The following is a 21,502-nucleotide window of genomic DNA, read 5'->3' as shown; positions in this document are numbered from 1 at the left end:
GCATCATGCTCTGAAGGACGGAGACAGACCTCTTATGTTTGAAGGGGAAGACAACCTGCATCAGCCAGCGTTACGCCGAGCGGCGACGCTGTTGCTGCAGGGCGGTGAATATTGGCTTTCGGCAAAAACGAAGCAGGGCGAAGGTCGGCTGGCGCGCTTGAACCGCTTGCTGCGGCTCAGCGTTTTCGGCGGCCTGTTGACCGGTCTGGCCGGACCCGTTCTTGCGCAGGGCAATGACGCCGCGCAGGCGAGCATGCGCCTCTTCACCTCCTCGGAAATGGCCGTCTTCTCCGTTATCATCGGCGTGATCTCCGCCGCACTCCTGTCGACCATGTGGATGGTTCGGCAGCGCGGGAATATGGAAAGCGAAAGCCGCGAGATCCGCACGGCCCTTTCGGATGCCAATCAGCGTATTTCGCAATATCAGGCGCTGATTGCCGACAAGAACCGCCGAATCGTCATCTGGGATGGCCAGAATGCTCGGCCGGAGCTGCTCGGCCAGCTGCCGGTCGAGACGGGCGCGCCGCAGGACAATGAATTCCTCGCCTTCGGCCGCTGGCTGAAATCATGGTCGGCCGGCGAGCTCGACAAGGCGATCGACAAACTGCGCGGCAGCGGCCAGAGCTTCGACATGGTGGTCGAAACCAACCGCGACGAGATTCTGGAAGCGCAGGGCCGCATTTCCGGCGGACGCGCCTTTGTCCGCTTCATTGCGCTTAACAATCTGCGCGCCGAACTCGCCGAGCTGAAGATCGAGCGCGACCGGCTGATGACCTCGATCTCCGCGTTCCAGAATCTGCTCGATGCCATCGACCTGCCGGTCTGGCAGCGCGATGCGGAAGGCAAGCTCACCTGGGTCAATCAGGCCTATGGCGAGGCCGTGGAAGCGGTTTCGACAGATGAAGCCGTGCGCGAGGGACGGGAATTCCTGACGACCGTGGCTCGCGAACGCATTCGGGCAGCCGCCACGCCGGAGTCGCCCTTCCACGACAAGATTTCGACCGTCGTACACGGCAACCGCACCTTTTTCGACGTTGTCGATGTCAGGTCGCCGAATGGCTCCGCCGGCATTGCGATCGATATTTCTGAAGCGGAAGCGGTTCGCGCCGAGCTTGCCCGTACGCTGAAGAGCCACGCCGAAACCCTCGACCATCTCGCGACACCGGTTGCGATTTTCGATGGCGACAGACGGCTGCAATTCTACAATCAGGCCTTCGTCCAGCTCTGGGAACTCGATATCGCCTTCCTCGAGAAACGACCCGACAACAGCGAGCTCCTGGACCGGCTGCGCGGCGCCAAGAAGCTGCCGGAACAGCTGAACTGGAAGACCTGGAAGGACGACGTCCTTTCGGTCTATCGCGCGCTCGACACGCAGACCGATCTCTGGCATCTCCCCAACGGTCAGATTCTCAAGGTTTTCGCAACCGCGCATCCGCAGGGCGGCGCTACTTGGGTATTCGAGAACCTGACCGAGCAGGTCGATCTCGAAACGCGCTACAACACGCTGGTCAAGGTTCAGGGCGAGACCATTGACCATCTTTCCGAAGGCGTCGCCGTTTTCGGTCCCGATGGCCGCATCCGCCTGTCGAACCCCGCGTTCCGCATTCTCTGGAACATTACCGAGGCACAGGCCAAGCCCGGCACGCATATCCAGACCCTGGCGGAGGCATGCGCACCTTCCTATGACCGGCCTGATGGCTGGAAGCGGTTTGCCGAGCAGATCACCAGCTTCGACGACGAGCGGCCCTCATCGCAGGGCACACTGGAGCTTTATTCCAATCTGGTGCTCGATTACGCCGTCATTCCGCTGCCGAATGCGCAGACCATGCTGACCTTCGTCAACAAGACCGACAGTGTGCGCGCCGAACGCGCCCTGACCGAGAAAAACGAAGCGCTGCTGAAGGCGGACGAGCTGAAGAACGATTTCGTCCAGCACGTCTCCTACGAGCTGCGTTCGCCGCTCACAAACATCATAGGCTTCACCGACCTCTTGAAAACGCCGGGCATCGGCTCGCTGAACGAGCGTCAGGCCGAATATATCGACCATATCTCGACCTCTTCTTCCGTGCTGCTGACGCTGGTCAACGACATCCTTGATCTCGCGACGCTCGACGCCGGCATCATGCGGCTGAACTATTCCGAGATCGTGCTCTCCGATCTGCTCGACGAAGTCTCCATGCAGATCGCCGACCGGCTGCAGGAAAGCGGCGTGATGCTTGAAATCACAGTGCCGGCCCATCTCGGCTCTATCGTCGCCGACCAGCAGCGGCTGAAGCAGATCCTGCTCAAGCTTCTGACCAATGCCGCGAATTTCGCGCCCGAGGGATCGACGATCACCTTGAAATGCGGGCGCGAGAGCACGGATTTCGTTTTCTCGGTTGCCGACAAAGGTCCAGGCATCCCGGAGGATTTGATCAATGCGGTGTTCAACCGCTTCGCCTCCGGCGGCAAGGGTGGCAAGCGCAGCGGTGCCGGCCTCGGCCTTTCCATCGTCGAAAGCTTCGTCAGCCTGCATGAGGGCGAGGTTTCGATCGAAAGCCAGCCGGGCAAGGGAACGACGGTCACCTGCCGGATTCCTTCAGCTGAATTGCCTCATTCCGTCGCAGCAGAATGACAGCCTCAGAGACCAGCATTTCCCTTTTCCTCGCAGATGACGCCGCCACAGCCCAGCTCGGCGAAGATCTGGCACTGGCCCTGAAGGTCGGCGACTGTCTGGCTTTGTCGGGCGATCTCGGCGCGGGAAAATCCTCGCTCGCCCGCGCGCTGCTGCGCGCCATGGCCGACGATGCCGAACTGGACGTGCCGAGCCCGACCTTTACCCTCGTGCAATCCTATGAGCTGCGCATCCCGGTCTCGCATTTCGATCTCTATCGTCTCGGCGACCCAAGTGAGTTGACGGAGCTCGGCTTCGACGAGGCGCTCCAGACCGGCATCTGCCTTGTCGAGTGGCCCGAAATGGCCGAGGGCGAGCTGCCGAAGGAACGCATCGATCTCAAACTGACGCATGAGGGCGAAGGACGGCGCGCCGTCCTCACGGCACCGGCCAAGCAGATAACACGCATCGAACGCGTATTGGCTATACGCGCCTTTCTCGATTCAAATGGCTATCGCGGTGCCGCGAGACGTTTCCTCACCGGCGACGCCTCGCTGCGGGCTTACGAGTCTCTTTTTCCTGCCGACGGCAGCGGCCGCGTGATCCTGATGGATTGGCCACGGCTGCCGGAAGGGCCCCCGGTGCTTGACGGCAAGCCCTATCCCAAGGTCGCCCATCTCGCCTGGGATACCTACCCTTTTGTGGCGATCGCCAATGTTCTCAGCAAAAACGGCTTCGCCGCCCCCGAAATTTTCGCCGCCGACTACGATCTCGGCATTCTTCTGATCGAGGATCTCGGCACCGACGGCGTGCTCGATGCGGACGGCAAGCCGATCGCCGAGCGTTATCGCGCCAGCGTCGCCTGCCTTGCGCATCTGCACAGTCTCTCCATTCCTCGCGATATCCCCGTCACGCCGGATCACATCCATCACATTCCGGATTTCGACCGGACCGCCATGAAGATGGAAGCGCGGCTGCTGCTCGACTGGCATCTGCCCTGGAGGCGCGGCACGCCGGCAAGCGACGAGGAACGGGCCGACTATCTGGCGATCTGGGACAGACTGATCGATCAGCTCGGCGACGCGGAAAAGAACCTGCTACTGCGCGATATGCATTCGCCAAACATCATCTGGCGGGCGCATGAACAGGGCATAAAGCGTGTCGGCATCATCGATTTCCAAGATGCAATGATCGGGCCGACCTCCTATGACGTCGCGTCGCTGGTGCAGGATGCGCGCGTGACGATCGAGCGCGATCTGCATGACCAGATGCTGGCTGACTACCTCGCGCTCCGCCACGCCCAAGGCGGCTTCGACGAGGCGAAATTCCTGAAGAGTTGGGCGATCATGTCGGCGCAGCGCAATTGCAAGCTCGCCGGCCTCTGGGTGCGGCTCTTGCAGCGTGACGGCAAGCCGGGTTATCTGAAGCACATGCCGCGCACGCTCGCCTATCTTGCTATCGCCTTTGAGCATGAAGCGCTCGCACCCTTGCGCGAATGGTGCGAGAAGGCGGGGATCGGCCGGGCTTAGCGAACCAGGCCCCGCGACGGCTTTCCGGCCTTGTGCTATGGAAAGAAGAGATGAATCGAAAGTTCGAGACGAAATGACCATCAAGCAAGCCATGGTATTGGCCGCGGGGCTTGGAACCCGCATGCGGCCGATCACCGACACCATCCCGAAGCCGCTGGTGAAGATCGCCGGCAAGCCGATGATCGACTATACGCTGGATGCGCTGGTGCAGGCAGGTGTCGAGCGGGCCGTCGTGAATGTGCATCACCATGCCGACCAAATGGAGGCGCATCTGCGCAGCTATCGCGGTCTTGAAATCCTGATTTCCGACGAGCGGGACGCGCTGAGGAACAATGGCGGCGGCCTCGTCAAAGGGCTGAAGCTGTTGAGCCGCGATCCGGTGTTTGTCATGAATGCTGACCTGTTCTGGATCGGCGAGAAGCCCGGCATTCCGACGAACCTGGAACGCTTAGCCGGATTCTACGACGACCGGCGCATGGATATGGCTATGCTCTGCGTTGAGTTGGAACGGACCACGGGCCACAATGGCAAGAATGACTTCAGCATGGCTGACGATGGGCGGCTCACGCGCTATCGCGACAACCCATATAACGGTGTTGTCTATGCCGGCGCCTTCGCCATGAAGCCATCCTTTCTAGACGATGCGCCCGATAATGCCTTCAACATCAACATCTATTTCGACAAGGCAATCGCCAAGAGCCGGCTCTATGGCACGATGCTCGACGGCCACTGGCTGACTGTCGGCACGCCGGAGGCGGTCGGGGAAGCGGAGGAAACGATCCGGAATTTCCGGGCGTTTGCGTGAGCCGATGGCGGGCGGACACCGGCAACGCATTCTGACGATTCCGGCAGGTCTGCCCTTCCTGAAAACGCTTGCGACAGCGCTTTGCGATGGCCGGCTGACCGAGCATTTCCGTCACGATCCGGCGGACCCGCTGTCGCTTGCCAAGGTCAGCATCTTTCTGCCGACGCGGCGCGCAGCGCGCGCGCTGCGTTCGGAATTCGTCGACTTGCTCGGCGGCCGTGCCGCCATCCTGCCGGTCATTCGCCCACTCGGCGAGACCGATGACGACAGCGGCTATTTCGAAGAAGCACTGCCCGAAACGGCCGATCTGGCGCAGCCGCTTGCCAATACCGCCCGACTGCTGGAACTCGCCCGGCTGATCCTTGCCTGGCGCAACAAGCTGCCGCAGATCGTGCGCGATATTCACTCCGATTCGCCGCTGGTGGCGCCGGCAAGCCCGGCGGATGCAATTTGGCTCGCGCGCAATCTCGCCGAACTCATTGATTCGCTGGAGACCGAGGACCGCGAATGGAGCGAGCTTGCCAATCTCAGCGCGGAGGATCATGCGCTCTGGTGGCAGCTGACAACAGAATTCCTGGCAATCGCCAGCGCCTTCTGGCCGGCGCGTCTTGAAGAACTCGGAAAGTCCTCGCCCGCCCGCAACCGCAATGCCATTCTGCGCGCCGAGGCGCAGCGCATCTCCAGGATGCGGCATCCAGGGCCGGTTATCATAGCAGGCTCGACGGGCTCAGTGCCGGCAACGGCTGAGTTGATTTCAGCGGTCGCTGCCTTGCCACAAGGCGTGATCGTGCTGCCCGGCCTCGATCTTGCGATGCCGGAAGAGGATTGGCAGCTCGTGGCGCCGGAGACATCCATCGGCGAAAGAGCCGATCCGACGACTCGCAGCCATCCGCAATATGGTCTCTCGCTGCTGCTGAAACGGTTGCAGGTCACGCGGCGCGATGTCGAATCCATCGCGGATGCGGCTGAAACCATGCAGATGCGGGCGCAGATCCTGTCGCGTGCGCTGGCGCCGGCCAAGGCGACGAGCGGCTGGGGAAGCTGGCGCAAGACGCTCCCTCCCGATGCGATAGCGGACGCATTCGCCGACGTGACGCTGATCGAAGCGGCCAACGAGCGCGAGGAGGCGACCGCGATCGCCATCGCCTTACGGCTGGCGCTGGAGAAGCCCGGCCGCAACGGCGGCGAAAGCCAGGCGGCCTTGATTACGCCCGACCGCAATCTCGCGCGGCGTGTGACAGCGGAGCTTGCCCGCTTCGGTATCACCGCCGACGATTCGGCCGGTACGCCGCTGAACGCCACGCCCCAGGGCACGCTGCTGCAATTGTTGCTGGAAGCATCCCTTCGCCCCGGCGATCCCGTTGCCGTCGTCTCACTGCTCAAGCATCCTCTCGCCTTGTTCGGCCTGCCCGAGGAGATCCGTCAACCCGGTGTCGATGCGCTGGAGATCCTGGCGCTCAGGGGTGGCGTCGACAACATCGACATCGGCAGGCTGGAAACCCTGCTGGACGACCGCGTAGCGGAGCAGGCCGATGACCGCCATGCGCCGCAATGGCGCAAAGCGCTGCCGTCCGAGGCCATCGAGCATGCGCGGGCGCTTGCCCAGCGAGTGACTGCGGCATGCGAACCGCTGGTATCGGCGCTTTCCCTGCCCGCGTCAGAGGGTCTCCTCACACTTTCGGATTGGGCGGAGCGTACCGGCCGCGCCCTGGAAGCCGCAGCCATCGACGAGCGTGGCAGTCTGGCAGGCCTCTGGTCCGGCGAGGCGGGAGATACGCTTGCCAGCCTCCTTCGGGACGTCATCGAAACCGACGGCCAGCTTGAAGCCGATGGCGTGCAGTGGATCGACATCATGGCAGCACTCTGCGTGGGTCAGGCGGTGAAGCCACGAGCGCTCAGCCATCCCCGCCTCTTCATCTTCGGTACGCTGGAAGCGCGCCTGCAGAGCGTCGATACGCTGATCCTCGGCGGGTTGAACGAAGGATCCTGGCCAGGGCAGACGGCAAACAATCCCTTCATTTCACGCAGTATGAAGACCGAGATTGGTCTGGAGCCGCCGGAGCGCCGCATCGGCCAGCTTGCGCACGATTTCGAAATGGCGAACGGCACCCGCGATCTGATCTATTCCCGGGCCCTGCGCCAGGGTTCGACGCCGACGGTCGCCTCACGCTGGCTGCAGCGGCTGATCGCACTCGGCGGCAAGGAACTGGAAGACGCCATGAAGGCACGCGGCGACCAGTATCGCCACTGGGCTGCGATGATCGACGAGGGTGAAAACCAGGCTCCGGCACTGCGGCCGGCGCCGAAGCCGCCTGCAGAGCTGCAGCCGAAAAGCTATTCCTTCAGCGAGGTGGGGCGGCTGCGGCGCGATCCCTATTCGATCTATGCCCGGCGGGTGCTGCGGCTCGATCCGGTCGATCCGTTCAACCGTGATCCCGGGCCGGCCGAGCGCGGCACGCTCTACCACAAGATCATCGATCGCTTCGTCCGCGAAGGGCATATTGCCGGCACACCGGATGCGGCGCTCGCTATGGATCGCATCATTGCGGAGCTTTTCGATGCCGAGCGGCTGCCTGTTCACATCGACAGCGTCTGGCGCCCGCGTTTCCGCGAAGTGGCGCGGGCCTTCCTTGACTGGGAAGCGGAACGACGGCCCGACGTGCGCAAAACGGCCACGGAAGTGCCGGCTGGCGTCGAGATCGAGCCGATCGGCATTCGTCTGACGGGCGTTGCCGACCGCATCGATATCAAGAGCGACAAGGGCGCCGACCTCATCGATTATAAGACCGGCTACAATCCCTCCCCGCCACAGGCGCGCGCGCTGCTCGATCCACAGCTGGCGCTGGAAGCCTATGCGCTGAAGGCAGGCGCCTTCCGCAATATTGGCGCACTGGTGCCGGAAAACCTGCTTTATGTCCGGCTGCGGCCCGGCGATCGCTTCAAGGTCGACCAAGTCAACAACGAGCATTCCAGCCGCGGCGGCAAGACGGAAACGAAGTCGGCTATGGATCTCGCGCAGGAATCAATGGACCAGCTGGTGAAATTCGTTTCGCTGCTGCAATCGGGCGAGAAGGGTTTTTCCTCGCGGCTGATTCCGGCCCAGCAGTTTGAATATGGCGGGGATTACGATCACCTCGCCCGCGTTTCGGAATGGTCGACGGCAGAGACCGAGCAGGAAGGCGGCGGCGATGAGTGATTTTTCCGCCGACGACATCGCCACCCTGCCCGACAGCGACGATCCCGGCGTCTGGATCAGCTGGACGACCATCCAGCAGTCGATCGCCTCCGACCCCGAACGCTCGGCCTGGGTTTCGGCCAACGCCGGCTCCGGCAAGACGCATGTGCTGACGCAGCGTGTGATCCGCCTGCTTCTAGCAGGTGCGCGGCCCTCGGCGATCCTTTGCCTCACCTATACCAAGGCGGCAGCGTCCGAAATGTCGAACCGTGTCTTCGATCGGCTTGCCGCCTGGGCGACGATGCCGGACGAGGAGCTGAAGAAACGCATCGCCGATATCGAAGGCAAGGAGCCCGATATCTTCAAGCTCGCCGAGGCACGCCGGCTCTTTGCCAAGGCGCTGGAAACACCTGGCGGACTGAAGATCCAGACCATCCATGCTTTCTGCGAGGCTTTGCTGCATCAATTTCCGCTTGAAGCAAACGTCGCCGGGCATTTCTCCGTTCTCGACGACCGCGCTGCCGAAGTCCTGCTGGACGATGCGCGCCGTGCCTTGCTGACGGCAACGACGCCGCATGGCGATGCCGAACTGGCGCGAGCTTTCGACTATGTGCTCGATCTCGGCGATGAATCCGGCCTTGAGACCCTACTGGGTGATATCGTCGCCAATCGCAACGCGATCCGCCGCTTCACCGAAGCGGCCGAGCGCAAAGGCGGCATCGAGGCCGCACTGCTTGCCCGGCTTGGCCTTACGCCCGGTGAGACGGAAACGAGCATTGCCGAGCAATATTGGCCGCTGCCCGGCCTCTTAGGCGCGACGCTGGAGCTTTATCTGACGCTTGCCGACGAGAAGGGCGGCGCCAAGGCTCAGGAAGTTGCTTACGCGCTGCGGCTTGCCAAGCGTGAGGCAGATCCGCTTGCCCGCGCCGAAATCCTCGAAAAGGCCATGCTAACCGCCAAGGGCGAACCGAAGTCGGACAGCCAGTTCTTCGTCAAGGCGATGCTTGCGGATGCGCCGGCACTCGCCGATGCCGTCGCTGAAGCACGCGCCCATGTCGTTGCCTGCCGCGACCGGCTGAAGCTGATGCGGATGTATCGCGCCACCCATGCCGCCCTCATTCTCGCCGATCGCCTGAACCGCGACTACGAGGAGCTGAAGAAGCGCCGCAGCCAGCTCGATTTCGAAGACCTCATCACCCGCACGGCCGATCTCTTGACCAAGAAGGATGTCGGCCCCTGGATTCACTATAAGCTGGATCAGGGCATCGACCACATTCTCGTGGACGAGGCGCAGGATACGAGCCCGATCCAATGGCGCGTCATCCAATCGCTGGCGGAGGATTTCTTCTCCGGCGACAGCGCCCGGCCAACGCTGCGCACGATCTTTGCCGTCGGTGACGAGAAACAATCGATCTATTCGTTCCAGGGCGCGCGTCCTGAACGCTTTTCCGAGGAGAGCGACCGCACGCGGCGCCGCGTGGCGGCGAGCGGCCAGCAATTCTCGTCGATCCGCCTGCCCCTCTCCTTCCGCTCGACAGCCGATGTACTCGGCGCCGTCGACCATGTCTTCACCAGCCCGGAGAATGCCCGAGGACTCAGCGCCCTCAACGAGCCTGTGGTGCATCGCTCCAGCCGCATCGGCCACCCCGGCGCCGTCGATCTTTGGGAGACGATCTCGCCGGAGCCGGCCGCCAGGGAAGAAGACTGGACGGCACCTTTCGATTCGACGCCTGAAAGCGCGCCGGCCGCCATCCTGGCGCGACGAATGGCGCACATGATCGGCAATCTGATCGGCCGGGAAACGATCATCGAGAAGGGCAAGGCCCGTTTCATCGAGGCCGGCGACATTCTCGTGCTGGTGCGCAAGCGCGACAGCTTCGTCAACGCGCTGACGCGTGCCCTGAAACGACGGGGCAACATTCCTGTTGCCGGCGCCGATCGTCTGGTGCTGACGAGCCATATCGCCATTCAGGATCTTCTGGCGCTCGGCCGTTTCCTGCTGTTGCCGGAAGACGATCTTTCGCTCTGTGCGCTCATGAAGAGCCCATTGTTCGACCTTAGCGAAGAGGATGTCTTTGCCGTTGCCGCCTATCGCGACGACGAGGAAAGCGTCTGGAGCCACCTGCAGAGATTTGCCGTAGACGGCCATGACCGCTTCAGCCAGGTGGTCGAACGCTTAAGAACCTTCCTTGCTTTGTCCAGGAGCCTTCCTGTTCATGATTTTTATGCACGGGTGCTCGGAAGCTTTGGCGGCCGACGGAAATTTCTGGCGCGGCTTGGCACCGAAGTCAGCGATATCCTCGACGAATTCCTGACCTTCACGCTCGATCACGAGACGAGCGGCCTGCCCGGCCTGCAATCCTTCATCTCGACGCTGGAGCTGGAAGCGCCGACGGTCAAACGCGAGCAGGACAAAGGCCGCAACGAGGTGCGGATCATGACGGTGCACGCCTCGAAGGGATTGGAAGCGCCGATCGTTTTCCTCGTCGATAGCGGCGGCAAGGCCTTCACCCATACACATCTGCCGAAGCTGCGGCTGATCGAAACCGGCAAAGACGAGATCCCGCTGCCGGTCTGGGTGCCGGTCTCGGCGCTCGCCAATTCGCTGACGCAGGCCGATACGGCGCGGCTGCAGGCGCTGGCGGAGGAGGAATATCGCCGGCTGCTCTATGTGGGCATGACGCGCGCCGCCGACCGGCTGATCATTTGCGGCTACCGCGGCATCCGCGAAAATGCCGATACCTGGCAGGCGATGATTTCCGCAGCGCTGCGCGGGGATGAGCTGCGCTGCACGCAGAAGACCTTCACCGGCCCGGATGGCGACTGGCAGGGCTTGAGCTGGCGGGTTGCGCAGGTTCAGCTCGAATTCGAGACCGCGAGGGAGCATGAGAAACGCTCCGAACGCGCTGGCCTGCCCGACAGCCTCAACCGCCCGCTCCCGCCGCAAAGAAGCCTGCCGCGGCCGCTGAGCCCCTCCGGCGTAGGCACCGTCATCGATGAGGAAGCCGACGATCTGCTGGTGACTTCGGCGCTGTTCGGCGAGAAAGCCAAATCCGACCGCGCCTTGCAGAAGGGTCGCTTCATCCACCGTATGCTGCAGACTTTGCCTGAAATCGCGCCAGAAGAGCGCGCCGATGCCGCCCGGCGCTACGCCGAGCGGGCCGCGCGCTTGTGGCCGCCGGCCGAGCAAGGGGCGCTGGTGAAGTCCGTCATGGCGCTGCTGTCGCATCCGGATCTGCAGGGCACGTTCAGCACCCATGCGCAGGCGGAAGTGTCGATCATGGGCACGCTGAAGCTCGGCGGCCAGTCCTATGCCGTCTCCGGCCGTATCGACCGGCTGGCTGACCTGGACGATCGTGTCGTCATTCTCGACTATAAGACGAATCGCGTGCCTCCTGCCGAGGAAAGCAGCATCCCCTTCGCTCACAAAGCTCAGCTGGCCATCTACCGCGAGATCCTTTCGCCGCTTTATCCGGGAAAGCGCGTCGACTGCATGCTGGTCTATACCGAAAATGCCTCGATCTACACGCTGTCGGATAGGGCACTTGCATTGGCGCTTGCGGAGCTCGAAACAAAGTGAAATACCAGATATTGAAATATGGGCACCGCACCATCACATATCTAGCAACCCGCAAATCCTGGTAAGGAGCAGCCTATGGCTACCGTTAAAGTCGATACCTCCAACTTCGCCACGGAAGTGCTGCAGTCTGCAGAGCCTGTTGTCGTTGATTTCTGGGCCGAATGGTGCGGTCCGTGCAAGATGATCGCCCCGGCTCTGGAAGAGCTTGCCGTGCAGTTCGAAGGCAAGGTCAAGGTTGCGAAGCTCAACATCGACGAAAATCCGGAACTGGCCGCCCAGTTCGGCGTTCGCTCGATCCCGACGCTCGCCATGTTCAAGGCCGGCGAAGTCGCTGACATCAAGGTCGGCGCCGCTCCCAAGACGGCCCTGCAGAACTGGATTTCCAGCGCAGCCTGATCGATATCGACTGTAGGAACAAGAACCCCGCTTCGGCGGGGTTTTTTGTTGGTCCGGAGAGAGCGGGTCATCCTTGCCCTTCGAAGCTTCGCACCTCAGGGTGAGGATGGAGCAGGCTCGTCTCCATGGCAACGCAGAGGCAAGGAAGAAATGAGCCCGTAGCGGCTGGGTACGAAGGTCAGCCTTCATGCGGAGGAGGCCCAGGCCGTCTCGAAGCACGAGGGCGGGTGGTTGACCAACCCGACCAGAATCACCGCGGCGGCGTGCCGTTGTCGGTAAGGACATCGCCGACCAGATAGAGCGAACCGCCGATCAGGATGCGTGGGGGAGGCGAATTTGGCACGGCCGCACCCTTGATCGCATCCAGCGCCTCAACGACGCTGGACATGGGTTCGGCGACAAGGCCGGCATCATAGGCTGCATTCGCCAGGATGACTGGATCGATCATGGCTTCGCTGCCTCGGATCGGCACGCAATAAACCTTTTCGGCCAGGCCGACAAAGGCTTTGAAATAGCCGATCGGATCCTTGGTATTGATCATGCCGATGATCAGAAATAGAGGCCGCGGCTGGCGCTCCTCGAAATTCGCCATGGCCTCGGCGATGACTTCGCCGGCGCCGGGATTGTGGCCGCCATCCACCCAGATCTCGGCGCGCTCCGGGACATGCGCAACCAGCTCACCTTCCGTCAGTCGCTGCAGGCGGCCTGGCCATTCGACCGAGGTCATCGCCTTTTCCATCATGGCTTCAGTCACGACGAAGCCAGCAGCCTTGACGGCGCGGATGGCGGCGGCGGCATTGCCATATTGGTGGCGGCCCGGCAGGCGCGGCAGCGGCAGGTCGGCAAGGCCGAACTCGTCCTGATAGACCAGCTTGCCATATTCCTCATGGGCGGAGAAATCCTGGCCAAAGACGGCGGTCGGGCAACGAAGCCGCTCGGCTGTCGAGATCAGCACGTCGAGTGCTGCATCATAGTCCTGATGGCCTATCACGACGGGATGGCCCGATTTCATGATGCCGGCCTTTTCGGCAGCGATCAGTTCGACGCGGTCGCCGAGATAGGGCTGATGATCGAGCGAAATCGGCATGATGACCGACACCGCGGGATCGGACATGACATTCGTGGCATCGAAACGGCCGCCAAGGCCAACCTCGATGACGGCAACATCTGCCGGATGCTCGGCAAAGAGGAGAAAGGTCGCGGCCGTCAGGATTTCGAAGACGGTGATCTTCTGCCCGCCATTGGCCTTGGCGATGCGTCTCAGCGCATCGGCAAACACGGCATCGTCGACGAGCTTGCCGCGGCCGCCCTTGACGCCGATGCGATAGCGCTCGTGCCAATTGACAAGGTGCGGTGAGGTGTGGACGTGCACGCTATAGCCGCCGGCTTCGAGCAGCGCGCGGCAGAAGGCCGTGACGGAGCCCTTGCCGTTGGTACCGGCGACATGGATCACCGGCGGCAATTTCTGATGAGGGTTGCCGAGGGCGTCGAGCAGCCGGGTTATTCTCTCCAGAGAAAGATCGAAGCCCTTGGGGTGCAACCCCATGAGCTTCTCGATCTCGCGTGCTGCCTCGCTCATTGCGGATTGGTCCATAGACGTCATCCCGCACCTCCGCCCGTCGGCAATCGATAATGTCAGGCGCTCGCCGCTATCGCCAGTGCCGCGCCATTCTTGTTCTTGACCGATACGTCGTTTGCCGGCGCCTTGGTCAGGATCTTCAGAAGCGTCGCCAGGGTGTCAGGAATGTCGTGACGCTTGACCACCATATCCACCATGCCGTGCTCCAGCAGGTATTCCGAGGTCTGGAAGCCCTCGGGTAGCTTTTCGCGCAGCGTCTGCTCGATCACGCGCTTGCCGGCGAAGCCGATTTCAGCCCCGGGTTCGGCCAAATGAATGTCGCCAAGCATAGCGTAGGAGGCCGTGACGCCGCCGGTCGTCGGATTGGTCAAAACCACGACGTAGGGCTGGCCAGCTTCCTTCAGCATGTCGACGGCGACCGTCGTGCGCGGCAGCTGCATCAGCGATAGAATGCCTTCCTGCATGCGGGCGCCGCCCGAAGCCGGGAACATCACGACAGGGCATTTTTCGGCGATTGCACGCTCGAAAGCCTTCACGATCGCTTCGCCGGCCGCCATGCCGAGCGAACCGCCGATGAAGTTGAACTCATGCACGATGGCGACGAGCTTCAGGCCGCGAACTTTGCCGACGCCGGAGAGGATCGTATCCTCCTGCTCGGTCTTCAAGCGGCTGTCCTTCAGGCGGTCGGTATATTTCTTCGAATCCCGGAACTTCAGCGGGTCCTGCGCGACCTTCGGCTGCGGCAGGGCTTCGTATTCGCCGTTGTCGAAGAGATCGGCAAGGCGAGCCTTGGCCGGCATCTTCATGTGGAAGCCGGATGCGGGAATGACCCATTTGTTGTCTTCCAGATCCTTGTGGAAGACCATTTCGCCCGTTTCCGGGCACTTGATCCAGAGATTCTCCGGAACCTCGCGACGGCCCAGCATGGAATTGATCCGCGGGCGGACGTAGTTCGTGATCCAGTTCAATTCGAAACTCCTAATCGACCGAATTAATCGATATCCTAGTCGTCACCAAATGCCCATAGGCTTTTCCCCTCAATCCGCAGGGGATTGATGAGAGGCCTATATGGGGAAACTATTCGGCGGCAACAAGGCGGGCAGAACGTGTTCCCGTTGACAGGCCGCGCACCAGGGTGGCGACAGCCTGGATGGTGTCTGCTGTTGCCTTGCCGTCCTTGGTGAGGCTGGTGGCGATCTGGTTGACGATCGCGGTGCCGACGACAACGCCATCGGCGGACGCGCCGATCAGCTTGGCGTGTTCGGCCGTCTTGACGCCGAAACCAACGCAGACCGGCAGACCGGTATGCTGCTTGATGCGCTCGACGGCACCCGAGACCAGCGACGGGTCGGGCAACGCCGAACCCGTGATACCGTTCATCGAGACGTAGTAGACGAAACCGGTCGTGTTCTTCAGAACCGTCGGCAGGCGCTTGTCATCGGTGGTCGGCGTTGCCAGGCGGATGAAATTGATGCCCTTGCGAATGGCCGGAATGCAAAGCTCGTCATCCATTTCCGGCGGCAGGTCGACGACGATCAGGCCGTCGATGCCGGCAGCGATCGCATCGTCGAGGAATTTTTCGACGCCGTAGATGTAGATCGGATTGTAATAGCCCATCATCACGATCGGCGTATCAGTATCGACTTCGCGGAAATCGGCGGCGAGCTGCAGCGTCTTCTTCAGCGTCTGGCCGGCCTTAAGCGCACGCTGGCCGGCAAGCTGGATCGCCGGGCCGTCGGCCATGGGATCGGAAAAGGGCATGCCAAGCTCGATGACGTCGGCGCCGGCTTCCGGCAGCGCCTTCATGATGCCGAGCGAGGTCTCGTAATCGGGATCGCCGCCCATGAAATAGGTGACGAGTGCCGGGCGGCCTTCAGTCTTCAAAGCGGCGAAGCGTTTGTCCATACGTGCGGTCATGGCGTCTAACTCACATTCCCAGAATCTTGCCGACGGTGAAGATATCCTTGTCACCACGGCCGGAGAGGTTCATCAGGATGATCTCGTCCTTGCCCATCTTCGGGGCACGCTTGATCACTTCGGCGAGCGCATGGCTCGGCTCGAGCGCCGGGATGATGCCTTCGAGGCGCGTCAGCGTCTGGAAGGCTTCGAGCGCCTCATGGTCCATGATCGGCACATATTCGGCGCGGCCGATATCGTTCAGCCAGGAATGCTCCGGGCCAATGCCGGGATAATCGAGGCCGGCCGAAATCGAATGACCTTCCTTGATCTGGCCATCGCCATCCTGCAGCAGGTAGGTGCGGTTGCCATGCAGCACGCCGGGCGAACCGGCAGTGATCGAGGCGCAGTGTTCGTCGCCCTGGAGACCCTTGCCGCCTGCTTCGACGCCGACGATCTTGACGCTCTCGTCATCGAGGAAGGGATGGAAGATGCCGATGGCATTCGAGCCGCCGCCGACGGCCGCAACGACGAGATCCGGCAGGCGGCCTTCGGCCTCCAGTATCTGCGCGCGGGCTTCGGTGCCGATCACGGCCTGAAAATCGCGGACCATTTCCGGATAGGGATGCGGGCCGGCGGCCGTGCCGATCAGGTAATAGGTGTCTTCGACGTTGGTGACCCAATCACGAAGGGCTTCGTTCATGGCGTCCTTGAGCGTGCCGCTGCCGGCCGTTACCGGGATGACCTCGGCGCCCAAGAGCTTCATGCGGAAGACGTTCGGCGCCTGGCGTTCGACATCGGTCGCGCCCATGTAGACGACGCAAGGCAGGCCGAAACGGGCGGCCACGGTCGCGGATGCGACGCCGTGCTGGCCGGCGCCGGTTTCAGCGATGATGCGGGTCTTGCCCATGCGCTTGGCGAGCAGGATCTGGCCGATGCAGTTGTTGATCTTGTGCGAACCGGTATGGTTCAGCTCTTCGCGCTTGAAGTAGATCTTCGCGCCGCCAAGCTCTGCCGTCAGGCGCTCGGCAAAGTAGAGCGGGCTCGGTCGGCCGATATAATGCGTGCCGAGAGACTTCAGCTCCGCCTGAAAGGCCGGATCATCCTTCGCCTTCGCCCATTCCTCCTGCAGGTCCAGGATCAGCGGCATGAGCGTTTCGGCAACGAAACGACCGCCGTAAATACCGAAACGGCCATCCTCATCGGGGCCGGAGCGGAAGGAATTGGGTTTGGGCGTCTGGTTCACTTTCTACTCCCTGCTGCCGGTTCCGGCAGGCATGCTTCTGCAAAAGCGTCGAAAAACTGGTCGATCTTGCCTAGATCCTTCACGCCCGGCGCACTTTCCAGCGCGGAGGAAAGATCGATACCGCTGGCTTTGGTGCAAGCCAGCGCCTCGGCGACATTATCCTTGTTGACACCGCCCGAGAGCATGTAATCCACCCGATCGTCTAGCCAGCTCATCAGGCTCCAATCGAAGGATACGCCGTTTCCGCCCGGCAGCACAGAGCCGGCCGGCGGCTTGGCATCGAAGAGAAAGCGGTCGGCAATGCCGATATAGGATTCCACCCGCTTCAGATCATCGGCATCGCGCACCGACATGGCCTTCATGACGGGGACATTATGGACTGCCTTGATGGTCAGCACACGCTCCGGGCTTTCGTGGCCATGGAGCTGCAACATATCGGGCTTCACCAGCGCCATGATCTCGTCGAGATCGTCATTGGTGGGATCGACCGTGACGGCAACGACCTTGGCCTTGCCGCGGGCACGCTCGGCGAGCGCGCCGGCGAGATCGGGCTCGATATAGCGCGGGCTTTTTTCGAAGAAGATGAAGCCGATATGGGTAGCACCGCGCTCAAGAGCACGATCCACCGCTTCCGGCGTCTTCAGACCACAAATTTTGATATCGGGGTTCATGGCAGCGGAGTGACACGAAAATTGGAAAGAGTCGAGCCTAAAGGCGACGGTCAACCGCGGTTTTTCAGCCCGTGACCCACGCAACGGCCGCTTGAAACAACAGTTTGCGGTTACTTTACGGCGATCACGACCTTGCCTTTGGCGCGACCGGTCTCGACATAGGCCAGCGCCTCATTCGTGTTCTGGAACGGGAATATCCGATCAACAACCACTCTTATGGCCCCCGCCTCTATCAAAGAGGCGATCTTGCCGAGCTGTACACCGTTCGCGGCCATGAAGAGGAACGAATAGCTGACGCCACGACGTTTTGATTTTCTCCGAATGCCGAAGCTCAACAGCCCCATGAGCAGCTGAAACAACCATCCGGAACCATTCTGCCTGGCAAATGCCGCGTCCGGCGGACCGGAAATTGAGATGAGCTTCCCACCCGGCTTCAGGACACGAAGCGATTTCTCCAGCGTATCCTTGCCAAGGCTGCTCAGCACGACGTCGTAACCCTGCAATACCTTTTCGAAATCATCTTTCTTGTAGTCGACGACGACGTCGGCTCCGAGGCTTTTGACGAGATCGACATTGGCTGCGCTCGTCGTCGTCGCAACATGCGCTCCAAGGTATTTGGCGAGCTGGATGGCGACCGTTCCCACGCCACCCGAGCCCGCATGGATGAGTACCTTTTGCCCCTTCCTCAGTTTTGCCTTCTCGACAAGCGCCTGCCAGGCGGTCAACGCAACGAGCGGCACCGACGCCGCCTCTTCCATCGTCAGGTTCTGCGGCTTGAGCGCCACGTCAGCTTCGTTCATCGCGATGAACTCCGCGAATGTGCCGATGCGATCCTGGGCCGGGCGCGCATAAACTTCGTCGCCCGGCTTGAAGCCACGGACACTGGAGCCGACCCGGACGACGACGCCCGCGACATCGTTGCCGAGGATGAGCGGAAGCCGATAAGGCAGGATGAGCTTGAACTCGCCATCTCTGATTTTGGCATCAAGAGGGTTCACGCTGGCGGCATGAACCTCCACCATCACATCATTTTCTCGCAACTCCGGCACCGGGCTTTCACCGAACCGAAGAGCGCCACCTTTCGCATAGCGATCGATCAGAAATGCTTTCATGGGACTGACTTTCGTTTCCAGGGTAGCGAATAGCCGGGCATCGAAGACGCCGCATTCGGCAATGGAGGTTATCAGGCGGGAAGCCCGTTGAACTTGCGCAGGTTTTTGTCGACGAACGCTTCGGGGAGAAAACGGCGTATGAAGTGAACCTGCTTTGCCATCTTGCCTGCGGTATAGCGTCTCTTAGGCGATGCGGCGTTGGCGGCTTTGACCACCATGTCGGCGACCACCTCGGGCGCATCCCCTCTCTCGACGATCTCACGCATCAGCTTTTCCGCATCGGCGCGAGCTTTATCGTACGGAGAGAGCGGTCGATCCGGCCGCGTGATGTTCTCTTCGAAGGCGGTACGGGTAACACCTGGTTCGACGAGGACGACGCGTATGCCTTGCGTGCGGACTTCGTGGTCGAGAGATTCGGAATATCCCTCTAGGGCATGTTTTGTCGATGCATAGAGTGCATTGTAGGGCGCAGGAATCAGCCCGAGGATGGAGCTGATATTGACGATTCTGCCTTTCCTCTGCCGTCTCATTACAGGCAGGATCGCGTTCGTCACGCGCAGAACGCCGAAGACGTTGACATCGAAAAGTGCCCTCGCCTGTGCCACGGAGGATTCCTCGGCGCCGCCAAGCAATCCAATTCCCGCATTGTTGACGAGCAGATCGATCCTTCCGGCGCGGACCATTATATCATCGACTGCCGCCTGCACGGATTTATCGTCCGTGACATCACAGACCAGCATCGAAACGCCGTCGGGAGCGTCGGCCAACGGTTTCCGGCTGGTTCCAAATACTTTGTATCCCTCGCGCCGTAGCGCCTGCGCGGTCACTCGCCCAATACCGGAAGAGGCGCCCGTGACGAGGGCGACGCCGCGTTCTGTCTTACTCATCGGTCTTCGCTTTCATTTTCACGTGGAACATCGATGAACATTCTGTTACTATCAAATCAGTAGTAAGTCACTATCAAAAAGATATCGACATGAAGAATCTTTCGAACCAGCCATGTCTGATCGCCCGCAGCCTCGCATTGGTGGGTGATGCGTGGAGCATGCTCATCATGCGGGACGCCCATGCAGGGCTCACCCGCTTTGACGAGTTTCGCAAGAGCCTCGGCATCGCGCCGACGATGCTGACCGCCCGGCTATCCGCACTTACGGAAGACGGCCTGCTGGAGAAACGCCGCTACTCCGAGCGGCCTCCGCGTGATGAATATGTGCTGACGGCGGCTGGTCAGGATTTTCTGCCGGTCCTGTTTGCAATCGGGGCATGGGGGCGCAAGCATCGCCCAAGCGACGGCGTGACCCGCTTCTTCGACGCTGAAACTGGATCGGAGATCGATGCCGTCACGATTGACCGTGCGACGGGGGCTCCCATCGGAACGCGCCGGATCCGCATTGCGGGGCCGGAATGAATCGTTCCCGGGCGAGGAGCAGAGATATTTACTCGTGCAACATGCCGCTATCGGCTCACGGCCGGGTTTGAGCGCCTTCAATCGACCCGAACAGCATGCTCAATCAAAATCGATCGCGTGCAGCTGGCTGCCGTGGCGCTTCAGCCAGGCCTTGGCCTCGTCCATGTCGGGGCAGAGCTTGCGGCAGAGCGCCCAGAAGCGCGGGCCGTGGTTCATTTCGCGCAAATGCGCGACCTCATGGGCGGCGAGGTAATCGATGACCAATGGCGGCGCCATGACGATGCGCCAGGAGAAGCTTAGATTCCCTTGCGAGGAACAGGAGCCCCAGCGGCTGCGGGTATCCTTCATGGTGATGGACGTGACACTGGCGCGAATGGCCTTGGCGTGGACAGCCACAAGCTTTTCCAGATCGGCGCGCGCCTCCTTCTTGAGGAAGGTGGCGATGCGGCGGCCGGCATGTTCCGGCAGGCCGCTGACACGCAGCACCGGAACGCCCTCGACGATAATGGCTTCGGTGAGACCGCGCAGGGTGCCGGTATGCTCGATCCGATGGCGCACGCCGCGCAGCAGGATTTCGCTACCGCTGCGCAGGCTGCTGTCGACCGAGAATTTCGCGAGCTTCGTCAGCAGCCAGCCCTGATGCCGGTCGAGGAAGGCATTGACCTCGCGTGCCGCCAACCCACGTGGAATGGTCATCTTCAGCGACCTGCCGCCGGGCTCGATCCGGAGCGTGATGCGCGTCGCGCGCTCGTGCTGGCGGATCGTCAGCGGCATCAGCCGGCCGGCGACGTCAAGCGTGCGCGTTTCCGGCGCGGCCAACTTGGCTTGCGGTTTGCGGGATCTGGAAAGCAGCGGAAACATGAGGCAGTTTTATATGATTCGCGAGTGTTTCTGGCAAAGAAAAACCGGCATCGGATGATGCCGGTTTCGACCTCGTGACGGAGCTGCCGTCACGGCGTCTGGAATTCGGTCGGCGAGCCGCCATTGTCATTGCGCTTGACGTTGTTGCGCTCGCGCATGAAACGGTCGAACTCATCCTGATCCTTGGCACGGCGCAGCTCGCGGACATAGGTGTCGAACTCGGCGCGCATCTCGTCCAGCTTGCGGCGCTCCTCTTCGAGGCGCTCAAGTTCGGCCTTGCGCCAGTCGTCAAAGGCGACGTTGCCGGTGGAGAAGGAGTGGCGATGACGATTGCGATGACGTCCGCAGCCAGCAAACATGCCGTCGGTCCTTTCGTTTACATCCCGTTTGAATTCCCGCAGACGTTCTCCAAAGAGAATATAGGCGAGCATGGCAAAGCCCAGCGGCCAGAAGACCACGAAGCCAAGCACCATCAGGGCAATAGTAGCCGGAGTCCAATCCGGGCGAAGCAATGCAGATTGATTCATTGTCAGGTATCCTCGCACGGCGCATCGCCCCTCGACCGATACCGGTCAATGGTCAGGCTTCTGCGCGGTTTTTAAAGCTCTACCTGCATCTCAGCGCGTTCCAAGGACGCGCGGCGCGGTAAAC

The 21,502-nt window shown here is 61.6% G+C and carries 16 protein-coding genes; 7 read left to right on the top strand and 9 right to left on the bottom strand.

Annotation, left to right across the window (positions count from 1 at the left end; all coding sequences use genetic code 11):
• Positions 1-34: 34 nt before the first annotated feature.
• The 6 genes from RTCIAT899_RS00170 to trxA all read left to right on the top strand — a co-directional run bounded on the left by RTCIAT899_RS00170 (position 35) and on the right by trxA (position 12,078).
• Positions 35-2,614, top strand: a complete 2,580-nt coding sequence (locus RTCIAT899_RS00170) for a PAS domain-containing sensor histidine kinase (RefSeq protein ID WP_015338199.1) — start codon at positions 35-37, stop codon at positions 2,612-2,614.
• Positions 2,611-4,122 (top strand): bifunctional tRNA (adenosine(37)-N6)-threonylcarbamoyltransferase complex ATPase subunit type 1 TsaE/phosphotransferase, encoded by a 1,512-nt coding sequence (locus tag RTCIAT899_RS00165; RefSeq protein WP_015338198.1) that lies wholly within the window; start codon positions 2,611-2,613, stop codon positions 4,120-4,122. Before RTCIAT899_RS00170 ends, RTCIAT899_RS00165 begins: the two co-directional genes overlap by 4 nt.
• Before the next feature lie 73 nt (positions 4,123-4,195).
• The gene (locus tag RTCIAT899_RS00160; RefSeq protein ID WP_015338197.1) at positions 4,196-4,927 is read left to right on the top strand and encodes a nucleotidyltransferase family protein; all 732 of its coding nucleotides are present in this window, start codon (positions 4,196-4,198) and stop codon (positions 4,925-4,927) included.
• Positions 4,928-4,931: 4 nt separating this feature from the next.
• The gene (gene addB, locus RTCIAT899_RS00155) at positions 4,932-8,123 is read left to right on the top strand and encodes a double-strand break repair protein AddB (protein ID WP_041677137.1); all 3,192 of its coding nucleotides are present in this window, start codon (positions 4,932-4,934) and stop codon (positions 8,121-8,123) included.
• Positions 8,116-11,682, top strand: a complete 3,567-nt coding sequence (addA, locus tag RTCIAT899_RS00150; protein ID WP_015338195.1) for a double-strand break repair helicase AddA — start codon at positions 8,116-8,118, stop codon at positions 11,680-11,682. The genes addB and addA overlap by 8 nt, the downstream gene beginning before the upstream one ends.
• A gap of 75 nt (positions 11,683-11,757) precedes the next feature.
• Positions 11,758-12,078 carry a thioredoxin gene (gene trxA, locus RTCIAT899_RS00145; RefSeq protein ID WP_015338194.1) on the top strand — a complete coding sequence of 107 codons (321 nt, stop codon included), beginning with the start codon at positions 11,758-11,760 and terminating at the stop codon, positions 12,076-12,078.
• Between the two features lie 250 nt (positions 12,079-12,328).
• Here the strand turns inward: trxA and RTCIAT899_RS00140 are convergent, their stop codons facing one another.
• From RTCIAT899_RS00140 to RTCIAT899_RS00110, 7 genes are all read right to left on the bottom strand, one after another.
• Complete coding sequence (locus RTCIAT899_RS00140; protein ID WP_015338193.1) at positions 12,329-13,681, bottom strand: bifunctional folylpolyglutamate synthase/dihydrofolate synthase; 1,353 nt, start codon at positions 13,679-13,681, stop codon at positions 12,329-12,331.
• 32 nt (positions 13,682-13,713) lie between these two features.
• Entirely contained in the window at positions 13,714-14,625 is a 912-nt protein-coding gene (accD, locus tag RTCIAT899_RS00135; protein WP_015338192.1) for an acetyl-CoA carboxylase, carboxyltransferase subunit beta, read from the bottom strand.
• A 109-nt stretch (positions 14,626-14,734) separates the two neighbouring features.
• Entirely contained in the window at positions 14,735-15,574 is an 840-nt protein-coding gene (trpA, locus tag RTCIAT899_RS00130; RefSeq protein ID WP_041677136.1) for a tryptophan synthase subunit alpha, read from the bottom strand.
• A 10-nt stretch (positions 15,575-15,584) separates the two neighbouring features.
• Positions 15,585-16,799: a tryptophan synthase subunit beta gene (trpB, locus tag RTCIAT899_RS00125; RefSeq protein WP_015338190.1), complete on the bottom strand. Its 1,215-nt coding sequence runs from the start codon at positions 16,797-16,799 to the stop codon at positions 15,585-15,587.
• Positions 16,796-17,470, bottom strand: coding sequence for a phosphoribosylanthranilate isomerase (locus tag RTCIAT899_RS00120; protein WP_015338189.1), 675 nt, complete (start codon positions 17,468-17,470; stop codon positions 16,796-16,798). Before RTCIAT899_RS00120 ends, trpB begins: the two co-directional genes overlap by 4 nt.
• Positions 17,471-17,580: 110 nt before the next feature.
• A complete protein-coding gene (locus RTCIAT899_RS00115) occupies positions 17,581-18,582 on the bottom strand; it encodes an NADP-dependent oxidoreductase (RefSeq protein WP_015338188.1) in 1,002 nt (333 codons plus the stop codon).
• A 71-nt stretch (positions 18,583-18,653) separates the two neighbouring features.
• Positions 18,654-19,469 (bottom strand): oxidoreductase, encoded by an 816-nt coding sequence (locus RTCIAT899_RS00110; protein WP_015338187.1) that lies wholly within the window; start codon positions 19,467-19,469, stop codon positions 18,654-18,656.
• A gap of 89 nt (positions 19,470-19,558) precedes the next feature.
• Between RTCIAT899_RS00110 and RTCIAT899_RS00105 the strand changes: the two genes are divergently transcribed.
• Positions 19,559-19,990, top strand: coding sequence for a winged helix-turn-helix transcriptional regulator (locus RTCIAT899_RS00105; RefSeq protein WP_015338186.1), 432 nt, complete (start codon positions 19,559-19,561; stop codon positions 19,988-19,990).
• Between the two features lie 99 nt (positions 19,991-20,089).
• Here the strand turns inward: RTCIAT899_RS00105 and RTCIAT899_RS00100 are convergent, their stop codons facing one another.
• Together RTCIAT899_RS00100 and RTCIAT899_RS00095 are read right to left on the bottom strand one after the other, a co-directional pair.
• Positions 20,090-20,851, bottom strand: coding sequence for a M48 family metallopeptidase (locus RTCIAT899_RS00100; protein ID WP_015338185.1), 762 nt, complete (start codon positions 20,849-20,851; stop codon positions 20,090-20,092).
• 89 nt (positions 20,852-20,940) lie between these two features.
• Complete coding sequence (locus RTCIAT899_RS00095) at positions 20,941-21,378, bottom strand: DUF2852 domain-containing protein (protein ID WP_015338184.1); 438 nt, start codon at positions 21,376-21,378, stop codon at positions 20,941-20,943.
• Between the last annotated feature and the right edge of the window lie 124 nt (positions 21,379-21,502).

This window comes from Rhizobium tropici CIAT 899 (assembly GCF_000330885.1).
Lineage (GTDB): Bacteria > Pseudomonadota > Alphaproteobacteria > Rhizobiales > Rhizobiaceae > Rhizobium > Rhizobium tropici.
This window is presented reverse-complemented; position numbering and strand designations above follow the sequence as displayed.